Genomic DNA, 12654 nt, shown 5'->3' on the forward strand with positions numbered 1-12654 from the left:
GGCCGGCCCCCGCGCTCGCGGGCAGCTCCTCGTCGGGGTGCACCCCCGCTCCCAGCTGCACCAGCACGTCCTGCGGCGGCGCCCAGCCCAGCTGCACCAGCACCCGCACCACCCCGGCGGCGCGCACCACGCGCAGCAGGGCCCCGTCGTCCCCGCCGTCGGGGACGTCCTGGCGCGGGCCGAGCGCCTCGAGCACGGCGTCGGCCAGGCGCCTGGCCTCCGAGCGCGGCACCGCACCTCCCGTCCCCGGGGACGTCGGCGGCCTCGGTGGCGACCCGGCGGGGGACCGGCACAGCGTGTCAGCCGTCACCCCACCGCGCCAGGGCGCGGCGAGGTGGGCGTGCGCGCTCTCGACTAGGTTCACCGTCTGTGGAGAGCTTGCCCTTCGCGGACGCCGCCGGGCTGCGCGAGGCCTACGAGGCGGTCGACTGGGCCGCCACCCCCCTCGGCGAGCCCGCCGGCTGGTCGCGCGAGCTGCGCCGGGCGCTGCACGTCGTGCTCGGCACCCGATTCCCCGCCCTCGTGGCGTGGGGCCCGCAGCTGGCGATGCTCTACAACCAGCCCTACGCGGACATGGTCGCCGACAAGCACCCGGCCGCCCTCGGGCGGGGCGTGCGGGAGGTCTTCCCCGAGGCGTGGGACGGCATCGCCCCCCTCTTCGAGGAGGCGCTCGCCGGCCGCGCCACCTGGTCGGTGGACATGCCGCTGCCGCTGCAGCGCAAGGGCTTCCTGGAGGAGGCGTTCTTCACGTTCTCCTACTCGCCCATCCGGGGCGAGGACGGGGCGGTGCTGGGCACCCTGGACATCGCCGTGGAGACCACCCGCCAGGTGCAGGACCACCGCCGCCTGGAGCTGCTGACCCTCCTGGGCGACCTGGCCACCGACCTCGACGAGCCCGCCGAGGTCGCCGACCGCGCCCTGGACGTGCTGCGCACCGCCCCGCTGGACCTGCCCGAGGTCGACCTGCACCTGCCCGGCGCGCTCGGCGAGGGCCACCAGCGGGTGCTGCCCGGCCCGCCCGAGCCGCTGCGCCCGCGCCAGGTGCTCGTGCGCCCCGGCGAGGGCGGGCCGCTGGCGTGGGTGGCCGTGCCCGCCGCGCTCGGCGAGCCCGCCCCCGCCGTGCTGGTCGCGCGCCTGAGCCCGCACATCGCCCCCGACGCCACCTACCGCGACTTCCTGCGCCTGGTCGCCGCCACCGTCGGCGACGGGCTGTCCGCCGCCGCCTCCTACCAGGCCGAGCGCCGCCGCGCCGACCTGCAGGCGTGGCAGGCGCAGCGCCTGGGCGGCCTGGTCGCCGTCGCGCAGGCCCTGCCCGACGTCGACGGCGAGGAGGACGTGCTGCGGGTGCTGCAGCGCGGCGCGTCCGCGCTGCTCGGCGCCGACGGCGTCGTGCTGGGCGTGCTGGAGCCCGACGAGTCCGGCACCGGGCACCTGGGCGTGCTCGGCGACGCCGACGACCCCGCCGCCGCCGCGCTGCCCGCGGCGCTGCGCGGCACGCCGGTCGTCGACGCCGCCCGCGGCACGGCGGCGTGGCCGCTGCGGCTGACCGACCGCACCGCCGGGGTGCTGGGCCTGTCGTGGCGCTCCCCGCGCCCGCTGCGCCCGGAGGACCGCGACCTGCTGACCGCGCTGGCGGCCTCGGCCGCGCAGGCGGTGGACCGGGTGCGGGCCCGGCGCGCGGAGCGGGAGGCCGCCGACGCGGTGCGCTCCCTGGCCGAGACGCTGCAGCGCAGCCTGCTGACGTCCGCGCCGCAGCCGGAGCACCTGGAGATCGCGGTGCGCTACCTGCCGGCGGCCGAGCACGCCCAGGTCGGCGGCGACTGGCACGACGCGTTCCTCACCGCCTCGGGCACCGCCTGCCTCGTCATCGGCGACGTCACCGGCCACGACCAGGACGCCGCGGCGGCCATGGGGCAGGTGCGCAACCTGCTGCGCGGCATCGGCTACTCCCTGGAGGTCTCCCCGGCCTCGGCGCTGTCGGCGCTGGACCGGGCGATGCGCGACCTGGGCGTGGGGGCGCTGGCCACCGGCGTGCTCGCCACCGTCGAGCCGGTGGAGGGCACCCGCGCCTGGCGGCTGCGCTGGTCCAACGCCGGGCACCCGCCGCCGGTGGTGCTGGCCCCCGGCGGCGGGGTGGAGGTGCTGCGCACCGACCCGGACCTGCTGCTGGGCATGGACGCGGAGTTCCAGCGCGCCGACCACGTGCACGGGCTGGTGCCCGGCGCGACGGTGCTGCTGTACACCGACGGCCTGGTGGAGCGCCGCGGCGCCTCCATCGACGACGGCCTGGACTGGCTGGCGTCCACCGCCGCCCGCTTCGCCGACCTCGGCCCGGACGCGGTGTGCGACGCGGTGCTGGCCGAGGTCGCCGGTCACGCCGAGGACGACGTGGCGGTCCTGGCGGTGCGGGTGCGCCCCGGCCCGGTGGCGTAGCCGCCGTCGGCCAGGCCCGCCCAGCGCTCGAAGACGTTGCGGCGCGGGTCGTTGCGGGTGAGCAGCGCGTTCAGCCCGTACAGCGCCAGGAACGGCGTGGTGCCCAGCAGCGCGTACTGGTCGGCGTGGCGCGACTCGTGCCGGCGGCGCACCGGCCCGCCGAGCCCGCCGTGCAGCCAGGCGTTGCCCACGGTGGTGCCGCCGCGGCCGTAGGTGCGCGGCGGCATGGGCGCGCACTCCACGATCAGGTCCGCGCCCAGCACGGGGCGCACCCCGTGCAGGCGCGCCCAGCCCACCGCGGTCAGCGTGGCGGGCAGGTTGCGCCAGGCCCGGTACAGCTGCCAGGCGCGGCGCGCGCGGGCCCACCGGCTCAGCCGCCCGCCGCGGCCACGAGAGGAGCCCCCGGTGCCGACCACGACCACCCCGCGCGCCACCCGCCCCGCCGACGACGGCGACCCGGGCGCCCCGGGAGCGGCGCCGCCGTGGGACCCCGAGCGGCTGCGCCCGGTGCTGGTGGACCGCCCGCGCTGGTGGTCCCGGCGCGCCCGGGTGCCCGCCCGGGTGCCGGCGCGGGTGCGCGCCGCCGACCCGCGCCGGGAGGTCGTCGGCTGGTGCGACGCGCGCTCGCCCCGGCGCGGCTGGCTGCTCGTGCCGCACGGGGGCGCGGTGGTCGGCCTGGTCCTGGCCGTGGCCGCCGCCGCGTACCTGCTGCTCGCGCTGCTGAACCCGGAGAGGTTCTGATGCCCGCCCTGGACGACACCACCGCCGGTCTGCTGCAGATCGGCCTGCTGGTGGTGCTGCTGGCCGCGGTCCACGTGCCGCTGGGGGACTTCCTCGCCAGGACCCTCACCTCCCCGCGCCACCTGCGCGCCGAGCGCGCCCTGTACCGGGTGCTGCGGGTGGACGGCGACGCCGACACCCGCTGGCCCACCTACGCCGTCTCCGTGCTGGCGTTCTCCACCGTCTCGATCCTGTTCCTGTACACGTTCCTGCGCCTGCAGCGGTTCCTGCCGCTGTCGCTGGGGATGCCGGCGATGGAGGCCACCCAGGCGTGGAACACCGCCGTCTCCTTCACGGCGAACACGAACTGGCAGTCGTACTCCGGCGAGGCGGCCGTCGGCCACCTCGTGCAGATGGCGGGCCTGGCGGTGCAGAACTTCGTCTCCGCCGCCGTGGGCCTGTCGGTGGCGATCGCCCTCGTGCGCGGCCTGGTGCGCGCCGGCACCGGCACGATCGGCAACTTCTGGGTGGACCTGACCCGCTCCACGCTGCGCGTGCTGCTGCCGATGGCCGTCGTCGCAGCGGTGCTGCTGCTGCTGTGCGGGGTGGTGCAGAACCTCTCCGGCGCCACCGCGCACACCACGCTGGCCGGCGGGACCCAGACGGTCGTCGGCGGCCCGATCGCCTCGCAGGAGGCCGTCAAGCTGCTGGGCACCAACGGCGGCGGGTTCTTCAACGCCAACTCCGCGCACCCCTTCGAGAACCCCACGCCGCTGTCGAACCTGCTGCAGGTGTTCCTGATCCTGGTGATCCCCTCCAGCCTGCCGCGCACGTTCGGCACCCTGGTCGGCGACACCCGCCAGGGCCTGGCGGTGCTCTCCGTCATGGGCGGCATCTTCGCCGTCTCCCTGGCGCTGACCACCTGGGCGGAGGTCCACGCCGGCGGCGCCGTGCCGCAGGCGGTGGGCGCGGCGGTGGAGGGCAAGGAGACCCGGTTCGGCGAGTGGGCCTCGGCGCTGTTCGCCACCGCGACGACGAGCACCTCCACCGGCGCGGTGAACTCCTTCCACGACAGCTACACCGCGCTGGGCGGCGGGGTCGTCCTGTTCAACGTGCTGCTGGGCGAGGTCACGCCCGGCGGGGTGGGCTCGGGCCTGTACGGCATCCTCGTCCTGGCGGTCATCGCCGTGTTCGTCGGCGGCCTCATGGTCGGGCGCACCCCGGAGTACCTGGGCAAGAAGATCCGCCAGCGCGAGATCACCCTGGCCGCGCTGTACCTCCTCGCCACGCCGTTCGCGCTGCTCAGCGGGACCGCGATCGCGCTGTCCAGCGAGGCCACCCGCTCCGCGCTGCTGAACTCCGGCCCGCACGGGCTGACCGAGCTGATGTACGGGTTCGCCTCCGCCGCGAACAACAACGGCAGCGCCTTCGCAGGGCTGGGCGCGAACACGCCCTTCTACAACACCGCGCTCGGGCTGGCCATGTGGATCGGGCGCTTCGTGCCGATGGTCCTGGTCATCGCCCTCGCCGGCGCGTTCGCGCGGCAGCGGCCGGCCGCTCCCACCGCCGGCACCCTGCCCACGCGCACCCCGACGTTCGCCGGCCTGCACGCCACCGTCGTGGTCGTGGTCACCGGCCTGACGTTCTTCCCCGCCCTCGCCCTCGGCCCGCTCGCCGAGGCGCTGTCTGGAGCCGCCTCGTGAGCACCACCCTGACCCCGACCCCGGCGCCGCGCGCGCCGCAGCAGGACGGCCCGCACCGCGTCGCCAGCGGCGCGTTCACCCCGCGCCAGCTCGTCTCGTCCCTGCCGGACGCGGTGCGCAAGCTGGACCCGCGCCACCTCGTGCGCACTCCGGTGATGCTCGTCGTCGCCGTCGGCGCCGTCCTGACGACGGTGCTGGCGGTGCTGGACCCCTCGGTGTTCGCCTGGGTCATCGCCGCCTGGCTGTGGACCACCGTGCTCTTCGCCAACCTTGCCGAGGCCGTCGCCGAGGGCCGCGGGCGCGCCCAGGCCGCCTCGCTGCGCAGGGTGAGCACCGAGACGACCGCGCGGCGCCTGGAGCGCGGGCACGACGAGGTGCGCGTGCCCTCCTCCAGCCTGCGCCCCGGCGACCTCGTCGTCGTCGAGGCCGGCGAGACGGTCCCCGGTGACGGCGACGTCGTCGAGGGCGTCGCCAGCGTCGACGAGTCCGCCATCACCGGCGAGTCCGCGCCGGTGGTCCGCGAGTCCGGCGGCGACCGCAGCGCCGTCACCGGCGGCACCACCGTCCTGTCCGACCGGATCGTCGTGCGCGTCACCGCCGAGCCCGGCGAGAGCTTCGTGGACCGCATGATCGCCCTGGTGGAGGGCTCGGCCCGCCAGCGCACCCCCAACGAGATCGCGCTGAACATCCTGCTGGCCAGCCTGACCCTGGTGTTCCTGCTCGCCGTGGTCACCCTGCAGCCGATGGCCGCGTACTCCGGCGACCCGCAGAGCACGGTCGTGCTCGTCGCGCTGCTGGTCTGCCTGATCCCCACCACCATCGGCGCGCTGCTCAGCGCCATCGGCATCGCCGGCATGGACCGCCTCGTGCAGCGCAACGTGCTGGCGGTGTCCGGCCGGGCCGTCGAGGCCGCCGGCGACGTGGGCACCCTGCTGCTGGACAAGACCGGCACCATCACCCTGGGCAACCGGCAGGCGCACGAGCTGCTGCCCGCCCCGGGCGTGGACGTGCTCGAGCTGGCCGACGCCGCGCAGCTGTCCAGCCTGGCCGACGCCACCCCCGAGGGCCGCTCCGTGGTCGTGCTCGTCGAGGAGCGCCACGGCCCGCGGACCCGCGAGCACCCGGCCGGCGCCGCGTTCGTGCCGTTCACCGCCCAGACCCGCATGAGCGGGGTCGACCTGCGCGAGGAGCCCGGCGCGCACCCCGGCGACGTGCGCGAGGTCCGCAAGGGCGCCGCCGCGGCCGTCACCCACTGGGTGCGCACCCTGGGCGGGCACGTGCCCGCCCAGGTCGAGCAGGTCGTCGAGGACGTCGCCACCTCCGGCGGCACCCCCCTGGTGGTGGCCGAGCACCGCGGCGGCACCGCGCGCGTCCTGGGCGTGGTGCACCTGAAGGACGTCGTCAAGGAGGGCGTGCGCGAGCGCTTCGAGCAGCTGCGCGCCATGGGCATCCGCACCGTCATGGTCACCGGCGACAACGCCCGCACCGCGCGCGCCATCGCGCAGGAGGCCGGCGTCGACGACGTCCTGGCCGAGGCCACCCCCGAGGACAAGCTGGAGCTGATCCGCCGCGAGCAGTCCGGCGGGCGGCTGGTGGCGATGATGGGCGACGGCACCAACGACGCCCCCGCCCTGGCGCAGGCCGACGTGGGGGTCGCGATGAACACCGGCACCTCCGCCGCGAAGGAGGCCGGGAACATGGTGGACCTGGACTCCGACCCCACCAAGCTCATCGAGATCGTCGAGATCGGCAAGCAGCTGCTCATCACCCGCGGGGCGCTGACGACGTTCTCCCTCGCCAACGACGTCGCCAAGTACTTCGCGATCGTGCCGGCGATGTTCGTCACCGCGCACCCCCAGCTGGACGCGCTGAACGTCATGCGGCTGGCCACGCCGCAGTCGGCGGTCGTCTCGGCGGTGGTCTTCAACGCCCTGGTCATCGTCGCGCTCATCCCGCTGGCCCTGCGCGGGGTGCGCTACCGCCCGGCCAGCGCCGCCTCGCTGCTGCGGCGCAACCTGCTCGTCTACGGCCTCGGCGGCGTCGTCGCGCCGTTCGCCGGCATCAAGCTCGTCGACCTGATCGTCTCCCTCCTCCCCGGGATGTGACCGTGAGCACCTCCACCCCTCCCGCGCTGCGCACCCGCTCCGGCGCCACCGCCGCGGCGTTCCTGCGCCAGGCGCGCACCGGCCTGCTGCTGCTGCTGGCCGCCACCCTCGTGTGCGGGCTGCTGTACCCGCTGGCCCTGGTGGCCGCCGGGCGCCTGGTGCCCGGCCGCGCCGACGGCCAGCTCGTGCGGCACGACGGCCGCGTCGTCGGCTCCGCCCTGCTCGGGCAGTCGTTCGAGGGCGCGCAGTGGTTCCAGCCGCGCCCCTCGGTGGCCGGCGAGGGCTACGACCCGCTGGCCTCGGGCGCCTCCAACCTCGGCCCCTCCAGCGCCGAGCTGCTCGCCACCGTGCAGCAGCGCCGCGCCGAGGTCGCCGCCCGCGACGGCGTGGCCCCCGCCGACGTGGCCCCCGAGGCGCTGACCGCCTCCGGCTCGGGCCTGGACCCCGACGTCAGCCCGGAGCTGGCGCGCCAGCAGGTGCAGCGCGTGGCCCGCGAGCGCGGCCTGGACGAGGCCGCGGTGGCCGCCCTGGTCGAGGAGCACGTCCAGGGGCGGCAGTGGGGCTTCCTCGGCGAGCCGCGGGTGAACGTCCTGCAGCTGAACCTCGCGCTCGAGCGCCTCGCCGGACGGGGGTGAGGTGAGCGAGGATCGCGGGGTGGAGCAGCGGAGCGGGGTGCACCCCGACGAGCGCCGCCGCGGGCGGTTGCGGGTGTTCCTCGGGGCCGCCCCCGGCGTGGGCAAGACGTACGCGATGCTCGACGAGGCGCGCCGGCGCGCCGAGCGCGGCGTCGACGTGGCCGTGGCCGTGGTGGAGACCCACGGCCGCGAGCGCACCGCCGAGCGCCTGGCGGGCCTGGAGGTGCTGCCCCGGCGCGTGGTGGAGCACCGCGGCCACGAGCTGGCCGAGGTGGACCTCGACGCCGTGCTGCGCCGCCACCCCGAGGTCGCCGTCGTCGACGAGCTCGCCCACACCAACGCCCCCGGCTCGCGCCACGCCAAGCGCTGGCAGGACGTCGAGGAGCTGCTCGACGCCGGGATCGACGTGGTCTCCACGGTGAACATCCAGCACCTGGAGTCCCTCAACGACGTCGTCGCCCACATCACCGGCGTGGAGCAGCGCGAGACCCTGCCGGACGCGGTGCTGCGCCGCGCCGAGCAGGTGCAGCTGGTCGACATGACCCCCGAAGCGCTGCAGCGCAGGCTCTCGCACGGCAACGTCTACCCGGCCGGGCGCGTGGACGCGGCCCTGTCGAACTACTTCCGCACCGGCAACCTCACCGCCCTGCGCGAGCTGGCGCTGCTGTGGCTGGCCGACCGCGTCGACGAGGGCCTGGAGCGCTACCGCGCCCAGCAGGGCATCGAGCGGCCCTGGCCGGCGCGCGAGCGCGTCGTGGTCGCCCTCACCGGCGGCCCCGAGGGCGCCACCCTGGTGCGCCGGGCCGCGCGCATCGCCGGGCGCGGCGCCGGCGGGGAGCTGCACGCCGTGCACGTGGCCAGCGGCGACGGCCTGGTGCGCACCTCCCCGGCGCGCCTGGCCGAGCAGCGCGCCCTGGTGGAGTCCCTCGGCGGCAGCTACCACCGCGTCGTCGGCGACGACGTCGCCGGGGCGCTGCTGGAGTTCGCGCGCGGCCTGAACGCCAGCCAGGTCGTCGTCGGCGCCAGCCGCCACGGGCGGCTGGCCGCGCTGTTCCGCTCCGGCGTCGGCGACGCCGTCGTGCGCGGCGCCGGCGCCCTGGACGTCCTGGTGGTGCCGCACGAGGAGCAGCGCGCCGGGCTGCGCCTGCCGCCGCGGGCGCGCGCGGCCCTCTCGCGCGGGCGCCGGCTGCTGGGCTGGGTGCTCGCCCTGGGCGGGCCGGCGCTGGTGACGGCGCTGCTGAGCCTCTTCCCGCGCCAGGACCTCTCCACCGACCTCATGGCGTTCCTGGTGGTCGTCGTGCTGGCCGCCCTGGCCGGCGGGCTGGTGCCGGCCGTGGCCGCCGCGCTGGTGGCCAGCCTGGCGGTGAACTGGTTCTTCACCGCGCCGGTGCACCGCTTCACCATCGCCCAGCCCGCCAACGCCGTGGCGCTGGCCGTGTTCGTCCTCGTGGCGCTGGCCGTCTCCAGCACCGTCGACCGCGCCGCCCGGCGCACCGAGCAGGCCGCCCGCAGCCGCGCCGAGACCGAGGCCCTGTCGGTGCTGACGCGCACCGTCATGGCCGCCGAGGACCCCCTGGCCGAGGCGCTGGAGCACACCCGCACCACGTTCGCGGTGACGTCGGCGACGTGGCTGGAGCGCACCGGCCCCACCGCTGCGTGGACGGCGGTGGCCTGCGCCGGGGAGCATCCCTGCGCCGCGCCCGCCGACGGCGACGCCGAGGTCGTCGTGGACGGCACCCACTGCCTGGCGCTGCGCGGGCGGTTGCTGGCCGCGGACGACCGGCGCGTGCTGGAGGCGTTCGCCGCGCAGATCGCCGCGCTGCGCCAGCGCCAGCTGCTGCGCGCCGAGGCCGCGCAGGTGCGCCGGCTGGAGGAGGGCGACGCGGTGCGCGGGGCGCTGCTGACGGCCGTCTCGCACGACCTGCGCACCCCGCTGGCGACGCTGAAGGCCTCCGTGGACGGCCTGCGCGACCCGGAGCTGACCCTCGGCGCGGAGGACGAGGCGGAGCTGCTGGCCTCGGTGGCCGAGTCCGCCGACCGCCTGCAGCAGCTCATCGACGACCTGCTGGACCTGACCCGCGTGCGCAGCGGCGTCGTGCAGCCGCACCTGGTGGTCGTCGGCCTCGACGAGGTGGTGCCCGCCGCGGCCGCCGACGCCCCGCCCGGCCGGGTGCGCCTGGAGGTCCCCGAGGACCTGCCGGCGGTGGTCACCGACCCCGGCCTGCTGCGCCGGGTCGTGGCCAACCTCGTGCAGAACGCCGTGCGCCACGGCGCCGGCGCCCCCGTGGAGGTCCTGGCCTCGGTGGCCGTGGAGGACGCCCGGCGCAGCGCGCAGCTGCTCGTCGTCGACCACGGCCCGGGCTTGCCCGGGGCGGCCAAGGAGCGCGCGTTCACCCCCTTCCAGCGGCTGGGGGACCGCTCCGGCGCCGGTCTGGGGCTGGGCCTGGCCGTGGCGCGCGGGCTGGCCGAGGCCGTCGGTGGGCGCCTGGAGGCGCAGGACACCCCCGGCGGGGGGCTGACGATGGTGCTGACCCTGCCGCTGGCCGGCACCGCCCACCGCCTCGCCGACCCGCAGGCCGACCCGCAGGCCGACGCGCAGGCCGACCCGCCCGGCGAGCCGCGCGAGCCGCGCGAGCCGCTGGGGGTGGGCGCGTGAGCCGCGTCCTGGTCGTCGACGACGAGCCCGGCCTGCGCCGGGCGCTGACGATCAACCTCTCCGCGCGCGGCTGGGACGTCACCGCCGTCGGCGACGGCACCTCCGCGCTGGAGGCCGCCGCGCGCACCCGCCCCGACGTGGTGCTGCTGGACCTGGGCCTGCCCGACCTCGACGGGCTGGACGTGGTGGCCGGGCTGCGCGGCTGGAGCGACGTGCCGATCATCGTGCTCACCGCCCGCACCTCCTCCGCCGACACCGTCGACGCCCTGGACGCCGGCGCCGACGACTACGTCACCAAGCCGTTCGCGATGGACGTGCTGCTGGCCCGGCTGCGCGCCGCGGTGCGCCGGCGCGGCGCCGGCGAGGGCGTCCCCGAGGTCGTCGAGGCCGGCGCGCTGCGCGTGGACCTGGCCCGGCGCACCGTCACCCGCCACGGCGAGCCGGTCAAGCTCACCCCCACCGAGTGGCACCTGCTGCAGGTCCTCGTCACCAGCGCCGGCCGGCTGGTCACCCAGACCGAGCTGCTCAAGGAGGTGTGGGGCCCGGCGTACGGGCGCGAGACGAACTACCTGCGCGTGTACGTCGCCCAGCTGCGCCGCAAGCTGGAGGAGACGCCCTCGCAGCCGCGGCACCTGATCACCGAGCCCGGGATGGGGTACCGCTTCGAGGTGTGAGGGCCGCCGCCTGCTCCGCCGCCGCCTGCTCCGCCGCCGCCGCGCGCCGTCCCCGGCGCCCGCGCGCGACCTCGGTGGCCAGCGCGTCCAGGGGCTGCGCGAACGGCGCGAGGGGGTCGCCGGCCCCGGCCAGCTGCTCCAGCCAGCGCCGGGCGCCCTCCAGCCCGGCGGGGTCCAGGGCGTAGAAGCGGCGGGTGCCCTCGGCGCGCACGGTGACCAGCCCGGCCTCGCGCAGCACCCGCAGGTGCTGCGAGACGGCGGGCTGGGAGATCGCCGCCTGCGCGCGCAGCGCCTCGACGAGGGCGCCCGCCGGCTGCTCGCCGTCGGCGAGCAGCTCCAGGACGCGCCGGCGGGTGGCCTCGCCCAGCGCCGCGAAGACGTCCGCGCTCACGCGCCGGCGGCCTCGGCGGGCGCGTCCTCGGGCACGGTGGTGTAGAAGGCCGTGGTGCGCCCGGCGGCCGCGTGCGCCGCGCCGGGCTCGTCGCCGTCGGCCACGGCGGCCCGCGCCCAGTCGGCGGCGGCGCGCTCGACGAACGCCACGCCCTCGGGGGTGGTGGGGAAGGCGGCCGCCAGCTCCGGGTCGAGCGCGGCCCCGCCGGCCAGGTGCAGGCCCAGGCCCACCAGGGCCAGGTCCCAGCCCACGCCCACGGCGCCCGGCCCGAACTCCTCCCAGGAGGCGGGGTCCACGGGCGCCTCGTGGGTCAGCTCCAGGCGGGTGCCGCCGCCGTCGGCGGCCAGGCGCACCTGCAGCCAGGACACCAGCGGGCCCATCTCCCAGGTCAGCGCGAGCAGCTCGGGCGCCTCGCAGCGCTCGACGACGCCGCCGGCGTTGCCCTGCAGCTGGTAGCGGCCGCCGGGGCGCAGGTCGCCGGTCACGGGCAGGAACCAGCGGGCCACGCGCTCGGCGTCGGTCAGGGCGTCCCACAGGTCGGCGCGGTCGGTGGGGTAGGTGCGGTGCGCGAGCGCGACCTTCGTCGGCACGCCGTCGCGCGAGGCGCTGCGCACCGCGCGGGTCACCAGGCCCGCCGCGGCCAGGGGGTCGGTCGTCACGGCTGCTCCTTCCATAAGTTTTCGCTTATGGAAGGACGGTACGCCGCGCCGCACCGCGGCACAAGGCCCCCCGTCCACCTCCCGCCCCGCGGCCGCTCAGCCGCCGCGCGCCACCCGCACCAGCAGCTCCCGGTAGCGGGTGGGCAGCTCCTGCGCCAGGGAGATCGCCGTGCTCGTGCGCACCACCCCCTCCACGCCCAGCAGCGAGCGGGTCAGGCGGTGCAGGTCGTCGGTGTCGCGGGCCACCACCTTCAGCAGCAGGTCCGCCTCGCCGGTGGTGGAGTGCATCTCCACCACCTCCGGCACCGTGCGCAGCGCCGCGACCGTGGGCTCGCTGGAGGCCTGGCTCAGCGCGATCGAGACGAACGCCACCGTGCGGTACCCCAGCGCGCCCGGGTCCAGCCGGCGGCTGACCTCCCCGAGCACCCCGGCCGCGGCCATCCGCGCCATCCGCGCCGAGACGGTGTTGCGCGCCACGCCCAGGGCGCGCGCCAGCGCCAGGACGGTCGCGTCCGGGTCCTCGTCCAGCGCCAGCAGGATGCGGGCGTCCAGGGCGTCGATCGGGTCCACGCCGAGCACGATGGCACGTCCACGGCCGCCGGGGCGTCATCGTGCGCAACGACCCGCGCCCCGGTTGCGCGGGTCCTCCGGGCGCTCCGATGCTCGCGCCGTGAGCAC

At 77.1% G+C, this 12654-nt stretch carries 12 protein-coding genes; 7 read left to right on the forward strand and 5 right to left on the reverse strand.

The genetic code is table 11. From position 1 onward, the window contains the following. On the reverse strand, nt 1–232 hold a 232-nt coding region (locus GTR00_RS04840), incomplete at its 3' end, for a hypothetical protein (protein WP_166610507.1). A gap of 137 nt (nt 233–369) precedes the next feature. On the opposite strand from GTR00_RS04840, the gene GTR00_RS04845 reads away from it, so the two are divergent. Further along, the gene (locus GTR00_RS04845) at nt 370–2433 is read left to right on the forward strand and encodes a SpoIIE family protein phosphatase (RefSeq protein WP_166610508.1); all 2064 of its coding nucleotides are present in this window, start codon (nt 370–372) and stop codon (nt 2431–2433) included. On the opposite strand, the gene GTR00_RS25545 is transcribed toward GTR00_RS04845, so the two are convergent. Continuing rightward, a complete protein-coding gene (locus GTR00_RS25545) occupies nt 2373–2849 on the reverse strand; it encodes a hypothetical protein (protein WP_205705073.1) in 477 nt (158 codons plus the stop codon). The two genes, GTR00_RS04845 and GTR00_RS25545, sit on opposite strands and share 61 nt — an antisense overlap. On the opposite strand from GTR00_RS25545, the gene GTR00_RS04855 reads away from it, so the two are divergent. From GTR00_RS04855 to GTR00_RS04880, 6 genes are read left to right on the forward strand one after another with little or no spacing between them, the layout of a single operon-like run. Next, the gene (locus GTR00_RS04855; RefSeq protein ID WP_205705074.1) at nt 2839–3174 is read left to right on the forward strand and encodes a potassium-transporting ATPase subunit F; all 336 of its coding nucleotides are present in this window, start codon (nt 2839–2841) and stop codon (nt 3172–3174) included. The two genes, GTR00_RS25545 and GTR00_RS04855, sit on opposite strands and share 11 nt — an antisense overlap. After that, nucleotides 3174–4856 (forward strand): potassium-transporting ATPase subunit KdpA, encoded by a 1683-nt coding sequence (gene kdpA, locus GTR00_RS04860; protein ID WP_205705075.1) that lies wholly within the window; start codon nt 3174–3176, stop codon nt 4854–4856. Before GTR00_RS04855 ends, kdpA begins: the two co-directional genes overlap by 1 nt. Next, nucleotides 4853–6961, forward strand: a complete 2109-nt coding sequence (kdpB, locus tag GTR00_RS04865; protein ID WP_166610511.1) for a potassium-transporting ATPase subunit KdpB — start codon at nt 4853–4855, stop codon at nt 6959–6961. Before kdpA ends, kdpB begins: the two co-directional genes overlap by 4 nt. A gap of 2 nt (nt 6962–6963) precedes the next feature. Beyond that, on the forward strand, nt 6964–7596 hold the full coding sequence (gene kdpC / locus GTR00_RS04870) for a potassium-transporting ATPase subunit KdpC (RefSeq protein ID WP_166610512.1): 633 nt from the start codon (nt 6964–6966) through the stop codon (nt 7594–7596). A gap of 19 nt (nt 7597–7615) precedes the next feature. Then, the gene (locus GTR00_RS04875; RefSeq protein ID WP_323132218.1) at nt 7616–10252 is read left to right on the forward strand and encodes a DUF4118 domain-containing protein; all 2637 of its coding nucleotides are present in this window, start codon (nt 7616–7618) and stop codon (nt 10250–10252) included. After that, nucleotides 10249–10926, forward strand: a complete 678-nt coding sequence (locus GTR00_RS04880) for a response regulator (protein ID WP_166610513.1) — start codon at nt 10249–10251, stop codon at nt 10924–10926. Before GTR00_RS04875 ends, GTR00_RS04880 begins: the two co-directional genes overlap by 4 nt. Here GTR00_RS04880 and GTR00_RS04885 read toward each other — a convergent pair. The 3 genes from GTR00_RS04885 to GTR00_RS04895 form a co-directional block, all read right to left on the reverse strand. Continuing rightward, complete coding sequence (locus GTR00_RS04885; protein ID WP_166610514.1) at nt 10889–11317, reverse strand: ArsR/SmtB family transcription factor; 429 nt, start codon at nt 11315–11317, stop codon at nt 10889–10891. The two genes, GTR00_RS04880 and GTR00_RS04885, sit on opposite strands and share 38 nt — an antisense overlap. Next, a complete protein-coding gene (locus GTR00_RS25550) occupies nt 11314–11991 on the reverse strand; it encodes an SRPBCC family protein (RefSeq protein ID WP_166610515.1) in 678 nt (225 codons plus the stop codon). Before GTR00_RS25550 ends, GTR00_RS04885 begins: the two co-directional genes overlap by 4 nt. Before the next feature lie 81 nt (nt 11992–12072). After that, entirely contained in the window at nt 12073–12546 is a 474-nt protein-coding gene (locus GTR00_RS04895; protein ID WP_166610516.1) for an Lrp/AsnC family transcriptional regulator, read from the reverse strand. Nucleotides 12547–12654: the final 108 nt, after the last annotated feature.

Source organism: Kineococcus indalonis (assembly GCF_009906395.1).
Lineage (GTDB): Bacteria > Actinomycetota > Actinomycetes > Actinomycetales > Kineococcaceae > Kineococcus > Kineococcus indalonis.

What these genes read in the sequence shown, in the direction of transcription:
- kdpA (WP_205705075.1), top strand. Translation starts at nt 3,174, where the DNA reads ATGCCCGCCCTGGACGACACCACCGCCGGTCTGCTGCAGATCGGCCTG.
- GTR00_RS25550 (WP_166610515.1), bottom strand. Translation starts at nt 11,991, where the DNA reads ATGGAAGGAGCAGCCGTGACGACCGACCCCCTGGCCGCGGCGGGCCTG.